This is a genomic window from Deinococcus wulumuqiensis R12, assembly GCF_011067105.1.
Lineage (GTDB): Bacteria > Deinococcota > Deinococci > Deinococcales > Deinococcaceae > Deinococcus > Deinococcus wulumuqiensis.
Map to the genome: position 1 here is coordinate 1,932,270 of NZ_CP049357.1, position 17,057 is coordinate 1,949,326.

Below are 17,057 nucleotides of genomic sequence, written 5' to 3' on the forward strand. Positions count from 1 at the left end.
CTCCGCTATGCTGTGTCCACAGCACAATCCGCCCCCCGGAGGACTCTCATGGACACCGCACTTCTGACGGCTCCCCTCGTGCCGCCCACCGATACGCTGCAACGCACCGCCCCCGTCACGCCCGGGCAGGCGCGGCTCCTGCGCGAGATGCCCGCAAGCGACTACTGGTTGGATATCGCCAGAGAACTGACCTGGGACGTGCCCCCGACCACCGCCCTGGAAGGCATCTTCGGGGATTTCCGGTATTTTCCCGGCGCGAAGGGCAATGTCAGCGTGAACTGCCTCGACCGCCACCCCAAAAACCGCGTGGCGCTGTACTACGAGCGGGAAGATGGCCTGAAGGAAACCTGGAGCTACGGCGACCTGACCGACGCTGCCGCCCGCTTCGCCGCCGCGCTGCAAGACCTCGGCGTGGAGAAGGGCGACCGGGTGGCGATTTACCTCTCCAACGTGCCCGAGGCGTTTATCGCCATTCACGCCTGCTACCGCATCGGGGCGATCTATTCGGTGATTTTCGCGGGCTTCTCGGCCTCGGCGGTGCGTGACCGGCTGGTGGACGCGCAGCCCAAAGTGATCGTCTGCACCGACGGCACGCTGCGGCGCGGGCGCAACATTCACCTCAAGGCGACGCTGGACGAGGCGCTGGAGGGGCTGGACAAACCCACCGTCATCGTGGCGCGGCGCATCGACCCTTTTTTGCCGCTGGGCGAGAAGGAACTCGATTTTGCCGAGCTGCTGCAAAAAACCACCCGCCGCGCCGAACCCGTCTCGCTGGACGCCAACGACCCCGGCTTCATCATCTAGAGCATTTGACAGAAAGACGTAACGTCTTTTTGGCGAGCGGAGCGAGTGCAAAACACTGAGCAGGGCGGACTTGCAAAGCTGCGAAGCAGAGAATGGAGTGATGCGGGGTGCTGTTCCGCGCATCACGTAATTCGGAGAACTGCTCTACACGTCCGGCACCACCAGCAAACCCAAGGGGCTGGTGCATTCGGGCCTGGGCTTTCTGACCGGCACCTATGCCAACGTCAAATGGGCGCTGAACCTGCAACAGGACGACGTGTACTGGTGCACCGCCGACGTGGGCTGGCTCACCTTCCCGATTTTCGCGCTGGTCGGCGGGCTGGCGCACGGAGCCACACACGTGATTTACGAGGGCAGCATCGACACACCCACGCCCGAGCGCCCCTACCAGATCATCGAAAAGTACCGCGCCGACAAGGTGTTCACGGCCCCCACCGCCCTGCGGATGCTGCGGCGGGCGGGCGACGACGCCGTGAAAAAGTACGACCTGAGCCGGATGGGGCTGGTGGCGCTGGTGGGTGAGCCGCTCGACCCCGAAACGTGGCAGTGGACGCACGACATTCTGGGGGGCGGCACCATGTTCGTGAACAACACCTACGGGCAGACCGAAACCGGCACGGCGTGGGCGAGCAGCATGGTGGGCCTGACCCCCACCCGCCCCGGTTCCTGCGGCCACCCGCTGCCCGGCTACCGCGCCGAAGTGGTGCATGAGGACGGCACGCCCTGCGCCCCCGGCGAACTCGGCTCGCTGACGCTGACCGAGTCGTTTCCCTGCCTTGCCCGGACCGTCTGGGGCGACCATGACCGCTACGTGGAAACGTACCTGAGGGAGTTCCCCGGCAAGTACGCCGCCGCCGACGCCGCGCTGCTCGACGCGGACGGGCAACTGTGGGTCACGGGCCGCCTCGACGACGTGATGAACGTGGCCGGGCACCGCCTCGGCACGATGGAGATGGAAGCGGCGCTGCTCACCCACCCCGCCGTCAGCGAGGCCGCCGTGGTCGCGATGCCCGACGACATCAAGGGGGCGGTGCCGGTGGCCTTCGTGGTGCCGCGTGCGGGCCTGAACTTCGACACCGACCTGACGTGGCTGGAAAACGAACTGGCCGACGCGGTGGTGGCGGGCGTAGGCGCCATTGCCCGCCCCGGCAAGGTCGTGGTGACGCCCACCGTGCCGCGCACCCGCAGCGGCAAAATCATGCGGCGGCTCCTGCGCGACCTGCTGCTGACAGGTGAAGTGACGGGCGACCTGACCAGCCTGGAAAACCCGGACGCGCTCGACACGGTGCGGGGGCGCCTGACCCAGTAGGGAGAGGGTGGAGGGGAGAGAGCAGAGGGGTTTGTCCCTCAGCCCTCTCCCCTCCACCCTCTGCTTATACGGATTCCGATTGAATCTGGTAGTTTCAGATTCAATCCGACTTGCAAAGCTGCTCAGCAGAGCGGATGCGAGTAGGAAAAGATACGGGTTACGCGATATGGATGCACAGGCGGCGCTTTCCCGACTGTGCAGAAATTAAGCGGAATCCGTATTACTGGAAGCTTGCCAGGTTCAGGCCCACGCTGTAGGCGCAGTTGGTGTCGGCCTCGGTGCGCAGCAGCAGGTCCACGCGGTCACTGGCGCCGACACCCGCATCCAGGGGCTTGAAGTAATAGACCAGGGTGCCGCTCCACTTGCCGTCCTCGCCCTGCTTGAAGTCGTTGACGTAACTGCGGCGAACGGGGGTCACCATCTTGCCGTCGGCGCCGCGCATCCGCACGAGGTAGGCGTCGCGGGCCTTTTCGCTGGGCAGGCCGCGCACGGCGAGGTCCACGCGCAGTTCGCCGTCGGCGAGGCGGGCCTGGCTCAGGTCCGCGCCCAGGGCGTCGGCGGCGCTGAGGTTCTTGAAGCTGTCACGGGCGTCGGTGGCCTGGAAGTAGAGCTGGTCGGCCTGCCCGCTGGCGGTGACCGAGGCCACGCGGCTGCCCCGGCTGAAGTCGCCGGGCGCGGCCAGCCAGTCGGTCACGCACTGGGCGCCGCCGTCGAACACCTTAACGCTCTCGGGGCCGGAGACGAACTGGCCGTCTTTGACGCCGAGGTCCACCGTCAGGTAGGTGGGGGCCAGGTCGCGGCGGCCATAAGCGCCGTCGATGACGTTTTTGGCGGTGGTTTCCTCGAGCTTGGGCACCCAGGCCAGAGCGGGGGCCGAGAGCAGTACGGACAGGGTCAGCAACAGACTTTTACGCATAGCAACCTCATTGGGAAGGAAAATGTTGACGCGGAGCTGATGGCGAGGTGAGAAGTCCGGAGACAGTCGGGGGCAGCTCAGTGAAGGCTCAGTCGCGCAGGTACACGACCCGGCACGCCTTGCCCGCCGAGCGGAACGCCTGGGCCGCGTCGGCAGACAGTTCCACGTCGGTCAGGTAGTTGGAGTTGGGCGCGAACTTGGTGGGGCGCAGGCGGCTGGCCTTGACGCGGGTGACATTCTTGTACGGCGCCAGGTCCGCTTCGGAGCGCACGTAGTGCTGCAGGTTGCCTTCCTGCACGAGCTGGGTCGACACCCCCCTCACCAGTTCGGCGTCGGGCCAGACCTGATTGCCCGCGCTGTCCATCACGAAGCTGGTCATGGCACTTTCCAGTCGGCCCAGACCGCGCACGTCCACGACCACCGTGCAGGTCAGCGGGCGGGTCTCGGTGCCCGCGCCCTGGGACGTGCCGCCGCCCCGCGCCGCCGTGCCGGGGCCGGTGCCCTGGGCCGGGCCGCTGCCGGAAGCGCCGGTTCCCGTGGTGCCGGGACCACGCCCAGCCGCTGGAGCCGCGCCGCTGCCGGTGCCGCTGCCCGCGTTTCCTGCACCGCCAGCACCGGGCCGTGAGGGGGTCGGGGCCGCGCCCGCAGCACTGGTGCCCGCATTGCCGGGGCCACTGTTGCCATTTCCCCGGGTGGCGGTCAGGCCGAGGTCCACGGGGGCGCTGCCGCTGCCCTGTCCGGGTCGGGCAGCGGCGGGGGCGGCGTTGCCGGAACCGTTGCCCGCGCCCGCGTTGCCTGTCCCGGTGGCCGGACGACCTGACGTGGCCGGGGCCGCAGTCGCTGCCGGAGCGCCGCCCTGGGGAGCGCGGGCGCTGACCCCCTCGCCACTGGTTCCTTCGCCACTGGCCCCTCCGCCGGACGCACCGGACGGAGCGGGCCTCGACTGAGCTGGACTGGACTGGGCTGGACTGGACTGGGCCGCATTCGCCCCACTGGTGGCGCCGGGACGGGCCGCTGCCGGAGCCGAGGGGGTCGCCGCGCCGCTTTCCCCACCACGCGGCGCGGCGGGCGCGGTGCGGGGGGCACTCGCGCCGCCGCTCGCCGCCGTCTGGCCCCGGGACGGGCTGGCCGCCACCGGAGCACTCTCCGGGAGGGTGTCCTCACGCCGGGGCAGGCCCGACACGTCGGAACGGTCCCCACTGACTGCGGCAGAGGACGCTGGGCTGGCGGTGGCCGGTCTGGAAGCGGCCGGACTTGAGGAGGCGGGACCTGGAACCGATGCACCGGGCCGGGCCGCGACTGGTCCTGCTGCGACTGGTCCGGCCTCCCCGCTGCTTTCCCGGCCCTGCGGCGTGGCCGGAATCGGGGTCGCCGGAATGGGAAGCGCCTGCGAGCCGGACGTGCGGGCGGGCGCAGCCTCTCCGGAGGGCGCGTCGGACGGCGCCGCCACCACACGCCCCGCACTGGGCCGCCCGGCAGAAGCGGCGGCATCGGGCGTCTCGTTGCGGGGGGTGACGGCCACCGGGGAAGCCGCCTCGGGACCGGCGGCCTGTGAACCGGGCGACGCCGTTTCCGGGCGGGCGGCGGCAGGTTCGGCTGCCGCTTCGGGCTGTGCTCCCCCGGCTTCGCGGGCCGGTACGGCAGGCGATTCGGTCGGGGTGCTGGCCTCGGGAGCAGCTTCGGGAGCGGCCTCAGGCGCTGCGGCTTCAGGCAACGTCGGTTCGGGCACCACCGACCCGGCGGGGGCGTTGGCCTGAGCCTGGGCCGGAGCGCTGCGCGCAGGCTGCCCGGTGGGAGCCTGGGCCTCTGGCGACCGGGAGGCCGGGGTCTGGGTCGGCGTTTGGGCCGCTGGGGTTTGGGGGGCTGGGGCCTGTTGTGCCTGGGGTTCCCGAGACTGGGATTGCTGAGTCTGGGATTGCTGAGTCTGGGACTCCTGAGACTGGGATTCCGCAGTCTGGGGGACGGGCGGCGTCTCCACCGGCTGTGGCCGGGCAACCGGCGGCTGAAGCACCTCGGCGGGCTGCGGGGTGGGCGCGGGGGTCACCGGAGACTCAGGGGCGGGTGCCTCACTTTCCGGGGCCTGTGGCTCTGGAACTTGAGTTTCTGTGGGCTGAGTTTCCGGGGCCTGAGCTTCCGGCGTCTGGGCTTCCGGCGTTTCGGGTGCTGGCGTTTCCGGCTCGGGCGGTTCCGGCGGCGAGGGTTCGGGGTCCGGCTCGGTGGGGGCAGGTTCGGGCGGGGTGGGCGCTTCCGGCTCCGGGGCCGCCTGCTCATCCGGGCGCGGCTGCGTGTCGGGGCGGGCCACGTCGGGGGATGTGGTGTTCGGGGCTGTGAGGGTGACGGTGGGGGTGCTCGGGGACGGCGCGGCGTCCGCTTTCGGGGCTTCGGGCGCGAGGGCCACGACTTCCAGCGGGGCGCGGCGGGTGTCGGGTGGCAGGGCGACACTGACCGGCGGTTCGGGCCGGGTCAGGGTCAGCCCCGCGACCAGCGCCGCGTGCAGGGCGAAGGTGGCCGCCGCCGACCACAGCCGCTCCCGAACGTCCGGGTCGTGGAGGTCGAAGTGGCGTGAGCGGGAATAAGGCGTCATAGACAGGGTCCTCCAGGGAGGCGAAAGGTCACTGGTCTCCGGAACGGGTGCCCAGCGCCAGACGTTCGCCGCCCGCTTTCTTCACGGCGTCCATGACCTGCACCACAGTTCCGTAGTTGCCGCGTTCGTCGGCACGCACGCCCACCACGCCGCCGGATTTCTTGACCAGTGCGGGCAGTTTCTTTTCCAGCTGCTCCAGGTTGGTGACGTAGCCGTTGAGGTACAGCCGCCCACTTTCATGCACGGTCACGATGGGAATGTCCGGGGTGGCCTGCACGGTGGTGCTGGCGCGGGGCAGGTCCAGCGGCAACACGTTTTGCCGGGCGCCCAGGTTGCTGGTCAGGAAAAAGAAGATCAGCAGCAGCAGCACGATGTCCACCATCGGCGCGAAGTCGAAGGTCACGCCTTCCGCTTCGTCCCGCAGCCTTCTGCGCGGCAGGCTCATGCTCACAGCCTCGCGCCGGTCGGGGCCATCACCGGGCGCTCAGGCGCGGCGGGCACCGGACGCACCGGGGCGGCGGGCGCGGCCACCGGGCGCAGCAGCCAGCTCGGGAGTTCCTCGCGCACCCGCTCGGCCTGCGCGGCCACCGCGTTGGCCTTGTTGCGCAGGGCGTTGCGGGCCACATACGCCACGATGGCGACGATCAGTCCGGCGGCGGTGTTGATGAGCGCCTCACTGATGCCCTGCGCCAGTTCGGTGGGGGTGGGGTTGGTGGTGCCGCTGAACACCAGGAAGGAGCGCACCATGCCGATGACGGTGCCGAGCAGCCCCAGCAGCGGAGCGACCTGCGCGGCGGTGCCCAGGGCGCTCAGGCCCGCGTACATGCGACCGTCTTCCTGAATCAGCGCGGCGTTCATGGCGGCCTGCGCGGCCTCCGGCCCCCGGTCGGCGCGGCTCAGGCCCGCACGCAGCACCTGCGCCGCCGGGATGTCCAGCCCCGAGAGTTCCACCTCACGCAGCGCCACTTGCGGGCCACTTTCGGCGGTGAGCGCCCGCGCCCGCTCGATCAGCGCCGAGGCGTCCTGGCCCATGCGCATCAGCGCCAGCAAGCGGGCCACCGCGAGATAGACGACGTACAGGGACAGGGCCAGCAGCACCCACAGCAGGGGACCGGCGGCGCGGGCGAGATCCAGAACATTCACCCTTCACCTTTAGCATGGCTTCACATGGCAAGGGTGAAGACAGCGCACCGGGTTACAGAAGTCGCCGCGCCCGTTCGCTCATACGGATTCCGATTGAATCTGGTCGTTTCAGATTCAATCCGACTTGCAAAGCTGCGCAGCAGAGCGGATGCGAGTAGGAAAAAATACGGATTCTGCGATATGGATGCACAGGCGGCGCCTTCCCAACTGTACAGGCCCGACTGTGCAGGAATGAAGCGGAATCCGTATCAGAGAGGGGCAGGAGCGGCGGCAACGTAGCGGAACGCGGACGGTGCAGCCGAGCGGCAACGGCGCACAGAAGCCGGGTTGCCTCGTCGTCGTGCCCGGCATGGACCAGCGCGGTCAGCGAACGGGGGCCGCTCACCCGCTCAAGCAGCAGCGCGGCGCCGTCCTTACTGACAGCCAGCACCCGCGCCGCGCCGTCGCCCTGCCAGAAGGCCATCAGCCCCGCGCCCCGGCGCTCCTCGTCGCTGCGGGCGAGCTTGAGCATCGCCGCCTGCCTCTGCCCGCTTTCGCCCAGCCACCGCACCGGGAGCAGGTCGCTGCTGTGGGTGCGCCGGGCCGCGCCGTCCGGGGTCAGGGACCAGCGGGCCAGCCAGGGGTCGAAGGGAGAAGGCACCCTCCCACTTTACGCGGAGGCGCCCGGCTCCCCGCAGGCTCTACACTCCGCAGGATATGGACTGGCTCTACGCGATTGTTTACGGGGTGGTGGAGGGCATCACCGAATTTTTGCCCATCAGTTCCACCGGCCACCTGATTCTGACCGGCAACCTGATGGGGGTGCCCTGGAGCAAGGAGGTCAAGGACGCCTTCGAGGTCGTGATTCAGGGCGGAGCCATCCTGAGCGTGCTGGTGTACTACTGGCGCGACTTTTTGCAGATCAGGACCATCGGGCACGACAAGTCGCAGCAGAATCTCTGGCTGGGCGTACTCGTCGCCACCATTCCCGCCGTCGTGCTGGGGCTGCTGTTCGGCGACACCATCAAGGCCAACCTGTTCCGGCCCAGCGTGGTGGCGTGGGCACTGATCGTGGGCGGCGTGCTGATGTGGCTCATCGAGTCGCGGCGCGTGCGTCCGAGCGTGACCGCCATCGAGCAGATCGGCGTGCCCAAATCTTTCCTGATCGGGGCGCTGCAATGCCTCGCGCTGCTGTGGCCGGGCTTTTCGCGCAGCGCCAGTTCGATTCTGGGCGGCATGATTCTGGGCCTGGACCGCCAGACCGCCACCAAATTCAGCTTTTACCTCGGCGTGCCCACCCTCGGCGGCGCGGCGCTGAAAAACCTGTACGACTCGCGCGACCTGATTTTCGGGGAAATCGGCCTGACCAACGTGCTGATCGGCAGCGTCACCAGCTTCGTGGTGGCCTACCTCGCCATCGGCTGGCTGCTGCGCTTCGTGTCCACCAACAACTTCAAGGGCTTCGCGGTGTACCGCATCATCGTCGGCGTCATTATTCTGGCGCTGGTGGCGACGGGCGTGATGCAAAACGGGTCGCTGGCGTGACCGGGCGGCGCGTTTCGTCAGCTTCGTATCAGGCGGCGCGGTCTACCCTGCGCCCCATGTCTGCCCTTCGCGTTCCCGCGCTGCTGCTTTCGCTGCTGCTGCCGTCCTGCTCGGCCCAGACCGAGGCCCAGGGTCAGGCGACCCGGAGCGTGCCGACCCAGAGCGCTCCCGTTCCGGCGCCGCGCAAGTCGCCCCCGCAGCCGACCCGTGACCCCGTCAGCGGGCTGGCGTATGTCAACGTCGCGCAGTTGCCGCGTGAAGGCCAGCAGATGCTGACCCTGATCGGCAAGGGCGGGCCTTTTCGCTACAGCAAGGACGGCGTGACCTTCGGCAACCGTGAGGGCCTCTTGCCCCGGCAGGCGCGGGGGTACTACCGCGAATACACGGTCAAGACGCCCGGCGAGAGCGACCGGGGAGCGCGGCGTATCGTGTGCGGCGGGCAACCCGTGACCAGCACCGCCGAGTGCTACTACACCGCCGACCACTACGCCAGTTTCAGGAGAATCCGGCCATGATCAACGTTTTTGCCGCCGAGCCGGAAGGCTTGCAGCAGGCCCCCCACGAAATCCGGATGCTCGCCGCCGGACATCAGGTGTCGGTGCGCGAGGTGTCGCTTGCGGGCGTGCGCGACAAGGACGGGCTGATGCTGGCCTTCCTGTCGGGGCTGGGCCTTACGCAGACGTTCGGGCGCAACTGGGACGCCCTGTACGACGTGCTGACCGACCCCGAGCAGGTGTCGGGGCGCTTCGCGCTGGTGCTGCGCGACTACGACAGTCTGCGCCGCCACCGCCACCTCTGCGCCGAACTCGAAGGCGTGCTGCTCGACGCGCAGCAGGCCGCCAGGGAGCAGGGGCGGAGGCTGTGGCTGCTGGCCGAGGAACCCGACAGCGACACCCGGCACTGGTGAGGCGGCAGGGCACGAAGGAGAGGAGGGGGAAGTTGTCCCTCTCCTCTTTCCGCGCCGCACCCTCTACCCTGTCCGTATGAAGTCCGCTCCGCCCACGCCCGACGATGTCCTGCGGCAGTTGCAGGAGGCCGAGGTCAAGTTTCTGCGCCTGCAATTCACCGACATTCTGGGACACACCAAGAATGTGGAGGTGCCGCGCACCCAGTTCGCCAAGGCGCTGAGCGGCGACGTGACCTTCGACGGCAGCGCGGTGCAGGGCTTCACCCGGGTGGAGGAGTCGGACATGCTCCTCTCGCCGGACCTGTCCACCTTTCTGGTGTACCCGCAGTTCGGGCGCGACGACCGCGAGCGGGGCCGGGTCGCCCGGCTGATTTGCGACGTGACCCTGCCGGGCGGCGAGCCGTTCGCGGGCGACCCCCGCCGGGTGCTGCGGGCGCAGGTGGAGCGGGCGCGGGCGCTGGGGCTGGACATGTACGTGGGCACCGAGCCGGAGTTTTTTCTGTTCGAGCGGGACGCGAGCGGCGCGGCCACCACCGTGACCCACGACAAGGCCGGGTATTTCGACCTCGCGCCGATTGACCGGGGCGAGCGCATTCGCCGCGAAATCGCCAACCGACTGGTCGAGATGGGCTTTGAAATCGAGGCCTCGCACCATGAGGTCGCGCCGGGGCAGCACGAAATCGATTTCCGGTACGCCCCTGCGCTGGAAACCGCCGACCGCATCGCCACCTTCAAGTTCGTGGTCAAGCGCATCGCCCTGGAATACGGCCTGCTCGCCAGCTTTCTGCCCAAGCCGATGGCCGGGGTCAGCGGCAGCGGCATGCACTGTCACCTCAGCCTGTTCCGGGACGGGCAAAATGTATTCGACGACTCCGAGGGCGAGCACGGCCTGTCGGCCACCGCGCACCACTTCGTCGCCGGGCTGCTCGACCACGCCGAGGGCATGACCGCCGTGACCAATCCGCTGGTCAACAGCTACAAGCGGCTGGTGCCGGGCTTCGAGGCCCCGGTCAACATCGCCTGGAGCACGTCCAACCGCTCGGCGCTGGTCCGCATTCCGGCCAAGCGCGGCCCGTCCACCCGCGCCGAACTGAGGATGCCCGACCCCAGTTGCAATCCCTACCTCGCGCTGGCTGCCATGCTCGCTGCCGGGCTGGACGGCATCGAGCGGCAGTTGGAGCCGCCGCCCGCCATTCAGCGCAACATTTTCCGCATGACGGTGCGCGAAAAGCGCCACCACCGGGTCAAGGAGTTGCCCGCCGACCTGCGCGAAGCGGTGGACGAGCTGGAAAAGGACGAGGTGATCGCCGCCGCGCTCGGGGAGCACGTCATGGAGCACTACGTGGCGGCGAAGCGGGCGGAGTGGCGCGAGTACAGCTCGGCGGTTCACGCCTGGGAATTGGAGCGGTATTTGGATTTGGTGTGATTCGGGAGCTATGGCTTCAGCTCTTGGCCCCAACCCCCACCCCCTCTCCCCAGGGGGGACAGGGGAGTTGACGCTGGCGCTGTGCACCTGGCGGTAGTTTCGTTGACCTGTCGGCGCCCTTTGGTTGAACGGGTGGTCTGGATGCTTGCGTCTTGACAAGTCGTGTCAGGCCCGTGCGCCTTCAGCGCCCAACGGCCCTGGCGTTCTGCGTTGCACGATTTTCTGTGGGGCAGCGTAGAAAAAGGGCGAAGCAGAAGCATTCTTTTGACCCTCTCCCCTTGCGGGGGAGGGCCTTGCGGAGCAAGGGGAGGGGGGTGTGCAGACCAACTCTCACACCAACCCCTCAACCCCCACCCCATCGAACAGCCCCCGCAGCGGATACTCCCGAATCGCCGTGCGGGTGCCGCCGATGCTGAAGCTCTCCTTGCCGAGCATCCGCTCTTCCATCGCGGCGCGTTCGTCGGGGGACAGGCGGCCCATCAAGCTGGTTTCGCCCATCTGGGTGCCGTGCGCGGCCAGCGCCGCTTTCTTGTTCTCGGCGTAGGCGCCCACGTCCATCGTGACGGCGAGGGTGGAGTCGGAGACGCCGTACACGAGGGGGTCGAGGGACTGGTCGTGGCCCAGGCGCGAAATCTGGGCAGCGGCCTGGTGGGGCATGGCGGTGTAGTACAGGCGCTGCGGGCCGCCGGAGGGCAGGTGCCCGGTGCTGAAAAAGGCGGCGGTGGCGGCGCGATGAATCTGAAGGTGGTCCACATGCCCGTAGCCGCCGTGCGGGTCGAAGGTGACGATGACCCGCGGCTGCACGTCCTCGATCAGGGCGCGGAGTTTGACTTCTGCGTCCAGCGGGTTGACGTTCATCAGGGCGGTGGGGTCGTCGTGGCGGGTGCGCTCGTAGCGGCCCGAGTCGTGGTAGTCCAGAAACACGGGCGGCTCGATCTCCAGGGCGCGGCAGGCCTCGCGCAGCTCCTGCTCGCGCTGCGCCCCGAGGTCGTCCACCGTCATGCCGGGCACGGTGATTTTGCCCGCCTCGCCCCGGGTCGCGCAGGCCAGCACCACCCGCACCCCTTGGCGGGCGTAGTGGGTCAGGGTGCCGCCCACGCTGAAGGCTTCGTCGTCGGGGTGGGCAAAGATGGCGAGGAGGGTGGGGCGAGTTGAAGCAGTCACGCGGGCAGCATACGGGCCGGAGCCGGGCCGCGCAGAGACCCGCCCTACAGAAAGTCCACCTCGACCCCCTGGGCCTCGGCCTGGGCGCGGGCCTGGGCGAGCCGGGCGTGGGCGGCGGGCAGCAGGGCGCGTTCGGGCCGCAGCCACAGCGCCTGGGCCACCTTGCTCGCGCGGCGCACCAGCAGCCGCTCGCCGGGCCGCGCCAGCGTGACGGCGGCCAGCAGCGCCTGGGCACTCGGCGGCGTTTCGGACAGGGGGTCCAGCGGCACCAGCGCCGACACGCGCTCCCCGCTGCGGCGCAGGCTCACGCGGGCTTCGGGCAGGGCGGGGCGCTGCTCGATGAGCACGTCGGCATGCGGCAGCAGAAGTTCCGGCAGTGCACTGCCCTTGCGTGCGCCGTTGGCGAGGTCGTGCGCGGTCAGCATGTGGCGGCGGGTGCGGGGGGCGTACACGGCCCGCAGGGTGACGCCACGTTCCCCGGCTTCCTTCTGCACTTCCTGGGTGAGTTCGGAGAGCAAAAACGGCCCCCGGCCCCGCGCGACGCAGGCGATGACCGTCTGGTTGTCGGTGTGGACGGTGAGCGCCTCGCCTGCCGGGGCCGCCCGCACCGCCTCCAGGACCGCCCGCAGTTCGGCGGCGTTGTTGTCGGGCGCGTCGAGTTGCCCCTGATGCCGGGCGGGAAGCTGCCCTGGTGTCAGCAGCACCAGCCCCCAGCCGCCGATGCCGCGTCCGTCGGGCTGTTCCTGCCAGCTGGCGTCTACGAAAGCGTGGTTCATCGGCAAAACCTCCCCGGCGCGCTCCAAACGGCGCGGTGACAAGCGAGTGCGATACTACCCGCATGAGCGATGTCGACGTTCTTGATCTTTACAAACAGGCCGGGGCCTTTCACGAGGGCCGGTTTCTGCTCGCCTCCGGGCGGCAGTCGCCCTACTTCATGCAGTCCACCACGCTGCTTCAGCACCCGCGCTCGCTGATGCAGCTCGGCGGCGCGATGAGCCAGCAGATTCTGGCGGCGGGCCTCAAACCCGACTTCATCGTCGGCCCGGCCATGGGCGGCGTGACCCTGGCCTACGAGGTCGCCCGGCAGCTTTCGGACGCTCTGCCCGACGTGCGGGCCATCTTTGCCGAAAAAGACGGCAGCGGCGGCATGAAGCTGCGCGAGGCGTTCGTCATCCGGCCCGGCGAAACCTTCGTGGCCGTCGAGGACGTGCTGACCACCGGCGGCAGCCTTCTGCGGGCCGTCAAAGCCGTCGAGGGACATGGCGGCCAGTGCATCGGCCTGTGCTGCATCATCGACCGCCGCCAGCAGACCGGGCCGCTCGCGGGCTACCCGCTGATGAGCCTGAGGGAACTGTACTTCGACACCTACGCCGCGCACGAAGTCCCCGACTGGCTGGCCGAGCGTCCCCTGCGGGAGATTTGACCATGTTGACCGTCATGAACCGCATCGGCGTCAAGCCCGAATTTGCCGCCCAGTTCGAGGAAAGTTTTCGCAACCGCGCGGGGCTGGTGGACGGGATGCCCGGCTTTATCCGCAACGAGGTGCTGCGGCCCACCAAGCCAGGCGACCCCTACATCGTGCTGACCTACTGGCAGGACGAAGCCTCGTTTCGTGCCTGGACCGAGTCCGACGCGTTCAAGCAGGGCCACGCCCGCAGCGGCTCTCTCCCCCACGACGCCTTCACCGGGCGGCCCGTGCTGGAACTCCACGAAGTTTTTCTGAGCAGCGACAGGTAAACGGGGCCGTTCACCAAGCCCCCTCGAAGGCTGAGGCGGGCGTGTCTGCGTGTCCGGCAGCGTCTCCTCCCTCGCGGGCCAGAAATCGCCGCACAAGTTCGTAGCCGAGCGCGTAGCCACCCCAACGCGGGAGTGCCTGCTCTGCCGAGCCGAAAAACCATGCCGCGTGGTCGTACTTTCCGTGCAATATCGGCGCGGCCCGCTCCCACAGCGCCGCCAGGTTCATCGTCGGCTGCGCGTAGACGGGCGGCTCGCCCCGGTAGCCAGCCTCGAACTGCTGCGCCAACCCCTCGCTGACCAGCGCTTCGAGCAGTGTCTCTCCGTAGCCCGGCCCCCGCCAGCGCCGGACGTGGTGAAGTTCGTGGGCGAGGGTGGCGGGCACTTCGGTGCGCCAGAGGGTCTGGAAAGCCGGACTGTCCGGCGTCACCGTCAGGTCGACCCGGAAAGCGTTGGGAGCGTAGCCGACGACGCCCGTTTCGGGAATGGTGAAGGGGCCGGCGCCCAGCACCACGTCTACCCCGTTCAGGTCCAGTTCGGCAGCGAAACGCGCCAGAGCCTCTTGCGTCACTTCGCGCACTTCGGCAGCAAGGACCGGTGAGAATGGCCCCCCGGCATTCAAAAGGTGAAGGGTGTTCATGCGCTCAGGGTAGGCCCTGCCCCTCGCCGCCGCATCCGCCAAATGGCGCTCAGCGACTGCCGGAGCGGAACAACCGGGGAGGAACGCCCCGCTCGCGCCGCGCCGCGATGACCCGTTCGTACACCGCCTCCAGCGCCGCCGCCCGCACCGGCAGGTCGTACTGCCGGGCCGACCGCCGCGCTTCTTCCTGCATCCGGGGCAGGGCCGCGGGGGCGAGCACCTGAAGCAGGCCCGTCGCCAGCGCCTCGGGCGAGGCTTCGCGCACCGTGCCGTTGTGCCCCTCGGCAATCAGGTCGAGCGCGGCGGGGCTGCGGGCGGCCACCAGCGGCGCTCCGGCGGCCAGCGCCTCGATCATGGACATCGGCAGCACTTCGCTGGTGCTGGCGGTCAGGAAAGCGTCGGCGGCGCTCAGCGCTTCGGGCACGCGGGCGTAAGGCACCGCGCCCGTAAAGGTCACGCCCTCCGGGGCCGCCGCCTGCGCCGCTTCCCGGCTGGGGCCGTCGCCCACCACCAGCAGCCGCAGTTCGGGCCGCCGGGCGCGGGCCTGCGCGAAGGCGGCCAGCATGGTGTCCAGGTTCTTTTCGGGTGCCAGTCGCCCCAGGTAGACGGCCAGCGGCGCGCCCTGCGGCAATCCGAACTCGGCGCGGAAGGCGGCGCCGCTTACCCCCTCGAACGCGCTGAGGCTGACGGGGTTGGGCAGCAGCTCGATTTCGCCGCCGTAGCCGTAGCCGCGCAGCATGTCCACCATCGCCCGGCCCGGCGCCAGCACCGCGTCCATGCGCCGGGCCAGCGCCGAAACGTGGGGGTGAATCATGGCGCGGCTGACTTTGGACGGCAGCGGCGCGTAGTGGATGTATTCGTCGTACTGGGTGTGCGCGGTGTACACGACGGGCGCGCGCGACAGTCGCCCCCAGCGCAGCGCGAGTTGCCCGGCCAGAAAGGGGTGCATGGTGTGCCACACGTCCACGCCCCGCAGCGGCAACCGGGCCGAGAGCAGCGGCCCCGGCGCGAGCATCACCGGGTAATCGGCGGGGGCACCCAGCGCCTGCGCCCCGGCGAACGACGCGTTCAGGCGGTACACGCCCGGCTCCGGGTCGCGGGGCGCCTGGGGGTGACGCGGCGCGAAGACCCGCACCTCGTGGCCCCGGTCGCGCAGACCCTGGACAAACAGCGCGGTGCTGGTCGCCACCCCGTTGCGGGAAGGCAGGTAAGTGGCGGTCACGATTCCGATACGCACAGTCACGGCGAGTGTAGACGCTGGAAGTGAAGGTGTCATTTGACAGCCCCGTCTGGCACACTCGGCTCATGACCCACTCCGCGCCCCAGCCGGCCCTGTCCGTTCCCGACCTGATTGCCAAAAAGCGCGACGGCGCCGCCCACACCCACGCCGAACTCGAAGCCCTGGTCCTGGGCTTTACCCGGGGCGAGGTGCCTGACTACCAGCTCAGCGCGTGGCTGATGGCGGTCTACCTGCGCGGCATGACCCCCCAGGAAACCGCCGACCTGACGCGGGTGATGGCGGCCAGTGGCGAGCAGCTCGACCTCGGCAGCCTGAAAGACACCGTGGACAAGCACTCCACCGGCGGCGTGGGGGACAAGACCTCGCTGGTGCTCACGCCGATGCTCGCCGCGCTGGGCCTGACCGTCGCCAAGATGAGCGGGCGCGGGCTGGCCCACACCGGGGGCACCATCGACAAACTGGAGAGCATTCCCGGCTGGTCTCCCGAACTGCCCGAAGACCGCTTTCTGGCGCAGGCCCGCGACATCGGCCTCGCGCTGGTGGGCCAGAGCAAGGACCTCGCGCCCGCCGACGGCAAGCTCTACGCCCTGCGCGACGTGACCGCCACCGTGCCCTGCCTGCCCCTCATCGCCAGTTCCATCATGTCCAAGAAGCTAGCGTCGGGTGCCCAGACCATCGTGCTGGACGTGAAGGTGGGCGCCGGGGCCTTCATGACCACCCCGGAGGCGGGGCGCGAACTCGCGCAGGCGATGGTGGACATCGGCACGCGCGCCGGGCGCACCGTCCGCGCCGTGCTGACCGAGATGGACACTCCGCTGGGCTTCATGGCAGGCAACAGCCTGGAAGTGCAAGAAGCCCTGGCGACCCTGCGCGGCGAAGGCCCGGACGACCTGACCGAACTGTGCGTGGCGCTGGCGGTGGAAGCCCTGGTCGCCCACGGCGAGGACGCTGTGGCGGCCGAGCAGCGGGCACGCCAGACCCTGCGTGACGGCAGCGCCCTGGCCCGCTTCCGCGCCTTCGTGCAGGCGCAGGGCGGCGACCCGGCCTTTGTGGACGACCCGGCGCGGCTGGACGTGGCCCTGGACCGCGCCGAGGTGCTGGCCGCCCAGAGCGGCTTCGTGACCCGCGTGGACGCCCTGAGCGTGGGGCGGGCGGTGCTGGCCCTCGGCGGCGGACGCGAGCGCAAGGGCGAAGCGATTGACCACGGCGTGGGCGTGGAACTGCTGAAAAAACCCGGCGAGGCGGTGCGGGCGGGCGAGGCCGTGCTGCGGCTCTACCACCGGGGCGGGCGCGGCCTGGAACGCGCCCAGGAACTGCTGCGGGCCGGGTTGGAGATAGGCGCCCAGGCCCCCGCCGCCGAACCGCTGATTCTGGACCGCATCGATAAAAAGTCGGACTACAGCATTTGACAAAAAGACGCAACGTCTTTTTGGCGAGCGGACTGGGACAGCTCGTAGAGAGCGAGTGCAAAACACGGAGCAGGGCGGACTTGCAAAGCTCTGCGGGGCAGCTCTGCGAGTCCGCAGGAGAGAATGGAGTGATGCGGGGTGCCGTTCCGCGCATCACGTAATACGGATTCCGCTTAATTCCTGCACAGTCGGGAAAGCGCCGCCTGTGCATCCATATCGCAGAATCCGTATTTTTTCCTACTCGCATCCGCTCGGAT

At 69.2% G+C, this 17,057-nt stretch carries 18 protein-coding genes; 9 read left to right on the forward strand and 9 right to left on the reverse strand.

The window, feature by feature from the left end; all coding sequences use genetic code 11:
- Positions 1–48 precede the first annotated feature (48 nt).
- Together G6R31_RS17025 and G6R31_RS17030 are read left to right on the forward strand one after the other, a co-directional pair.
- Positions 49–804, forward strand: coding sequence for an AMP-binding protein (locus G6R31_RS17025; protein WP_029732713.1), 756 nt, complete (start codon positions 49–51; stop codon positions 802–804).
- 181 nt (positions 805–985) lie between these two features.
- Positions 986–2,113, forward strand: coding sequence for an acetate--CoA ligase (locus G6R31_RS17030; protein ID WP_235044838.1), 1,128 nt, complete (start codon positions 986–988; stop codon positions 2,111–2,113).
- Between the two features lie 220 nt (positions 2,114–2,333).
- Here G6R31_RS17030 and G6R31_RS09360 read toward each other — a convergent pair whose 3' ends face one another.
- The 5 genes from G6R31_RS09360 to G6R31_RS09380 all read right to left on the reverse strand — a co-directional run bounded on the left by G6R31_RS09360 (position 2,334) and on the right by G6R31_RS09380 (position 7,396).
- Positions 2,334–3,029 carry a hypothetical protein gene (locus G6R31_RS09360; RefSeq protein WP_017871562.1) on the reverse strand — a complete coding sequence of 232 codons (696 nt, stop codon included), beginning with the start codon at positions 3,027–3,029 and terminating at the stop codon, positions 2,334–2,336.
- Between the two features lie 88 nt (positions 3,030–3,117).
- A complete protein-coding gene (locus tag G6R31_RS09365; protein WP_164993979.1) occupies positions 3,118–5,613 on the reverse strand; it encodes a hypothetical protein in 2,496 nt (831 codons plus the stop codon).
- Between the two features lie 28 nt (positions 5,614–5,641).
- Complete coding sequence (locus tag G6R31_RS09370) at positions 5,642–6,058, reverse strand: ExbD/TolR family protein (RefSeq protein ID WP_025568111.1); 417 nt, start codon at positions 6,056–6,058, stop codon at positions 5,642–5,644.
- Positions 6,059–6,060: 2 nt separating this feature from the next.
- Positions 6,061–6,756, reverse strand: a complete 696-nt coding sequence (locus G6R31_RS09375; RefSeq protein ID WP_017871558.1) for a MotA/TolQ/ExbB proton channel family protein — start codon at positions 6,754–6,756, stop codon at positions 6,061–6,063.
- Between the two features lie 52 nt (positions 6,757–6,808).
- The gene (locus tag G6R31_RS09380) at positions 6,809–7,396 is read right to left on the reverse strand and encodes an aminoglycoside phosphotransferase family protein (protein ID WP_017871557.1); all 588 of its coding nucleotides are present in this window, start codon (positions 7,394–7,396) and stop codon (positions 6,809–6,811) included.
- Between the two features lie 56 nt (positions 7,397–7,452).
- On the opposite strand from G6R31_RS09380, the gene G6R31_RS09385 reads away from it, so the two are divergent.
- The 4 genes from G6R31_RS09385 to glnA all read left to right on the forward strand — a co-directional run bounded on the left by G6R31_RS09385 (position 7,453) and on the right by glnA (position 10,613).
- The gene (locus tag G6R31_RS09385; protein ID WP_017871556.1) at positions 7,453–8,280 is read left to right on the forward strand and encodes an undecaprenyl-diphosphate phosphatase; all 828 of its coding nucleotides are present in this window, start codon (positions 7,453–7,455) and stop codon (positions 8,278–8,280) included.
- Between the two features lie 56 nt (positions 8,281–8,336).
- Entirely contained in the window at positions 8,337–8,795 is a 459-nt protein-coding gene (locus G6R31_RS09390; protein ID WP_017871555.1) for a guanyl-specific ribonuclease, read from the forward strand.
- Positions 8,792–9,187, forward strand: a complete 396-nt coding sequence (locus tag G6R31_RS09395) for a barstar family protein (RefSeq protein WP_017871554.1) — start codon at positions 8,792–8,794, stop codon at positions 9,185–9,187. Before G6R31_RS09390 ends, G6R31_RS09395 begins: the two co-directional genes overlap by 4 nt.
- Positions 9,188–9,263: 76 nt before the next feature.
- On the forward strand, positions 9,264–10,613 hold the full coding sequence (gene glnA, locus G6R31_RS09400; RefSeq protein WP_025567753.1) for a type I glutamate--ammonia ligase: 1,350 nt from the start codon (positions 9,264–9,266) through the stop codon (positions 10,611–10,613).
- Positions 10,614–10,943: 330 nt separating this feature from the next.
- Here glnA and G6R31_RS09405 read toward each other — a convergent pair whose 3' ends face one another.
- Complete coding sequence (locus tag G6R31_RS09405) at positions 10,944–11,777, reverse strand: PIG-L deacetylase family protein (protein WP_017871552.1); 834 nt, start codon at positions 11,775–11,777, stop codon at positions 10,944–10,946.
- 44 nt (positions 11,778–11,821) lie between these two features.
- Complete coding sequence (locus G6R31_RS09410) at positions 11,822–12,553, reverse strand: ribonuclease HI (RefSeq protein ID WP_017871551.1); 732 nt, start codon at positions 12,551–12,553, stop codon at positions 11,822–11,824.
- Positions 12,554–12,615: 62 nt separating this feature from the next.
- Here G6R31_RS09410 and pyrE point away from each other — a divergent pair, with 62 nt between their 5' ends.
- Together pyrE and G6R31_RS09420 are read left to right on the forward strand one after the other, a co-directional pair.
- Positions 12,616–13,200, forward strand: coding sequence for an orotate phosphoribosyltransferase (gene pyrE / locus G6R31_RS09415; protein ID WP_017871550.1), 585 nt, complete (start codon positions 12,616–12,618; stop codon positions 13,198–13,200).
- 2 nt (positions 13,201–13,202) lie between these two features.
- Positions 13,203–13,514 (forward strand): antibiotic biosynthesis monooxygenase family protein, encoded by a 312-nt coding sequence (locus tag G6R31_RS09420; RefSeq protein WP_017871549.1) that lies wholly within the window; start codon positions 13,203–13,205, stop codon positions 13,512–13,514.
- Between the two features lie 10 nt (positions 13,515–13,524).
- Here the strand turns inward: G6R31_RS09420 and G6R31_RS09425 are convergent, their stop codons facing one another.
- Both G6R31_RS09425 and G6R31_RS09430 read right to left on the reverse strand, forming a co-directional pair.
- Positions 13,525–14,151 (reverse strand): DUF2268 domain-containing putative Zn-dependent protease, encoded by a 627-nt coding sequence (locus tag G6R31_RS09425; RefSeq protein WP_025567755.1) that lies wholly within the window; start codon positions 14,149–14,151, stop codon positions 13,525–13,527.
- 49 nt (positions 14,152–14,200) lie between these two features.
- Positions 14,201–15,388, reverse strand: a complete 1,188-nt coding sequence (locus tag G6R31_RS09430; RefSeq protein WP_025567756.1) for a glycosyltransferase family 4 protein — start codon at positions 15,386–15,388, stop codon at positions 14,201–14,203.
- A 68-nt stretch (positions 15,389–15,456) separates the two neighbouring features.
- Here G6R31_RS09430 and G6R31_RS09435 point away from each other — a divergent pair, with 68 nt between their 5' ends.
- Positions 15,457–16,800 (forward strand): thymidine phosphorylase, encoded by a 1,344-nt coding sequence (locus tag G6R31_RS09435; RefSeq protein ID WP_017871546.1) that lies wholly within the window; start codon positions 15,457–15,459, stop codon positions 16,798–16,800.
- Positions 16,801–17,057 lie beyond the last annotated feature (257 nt).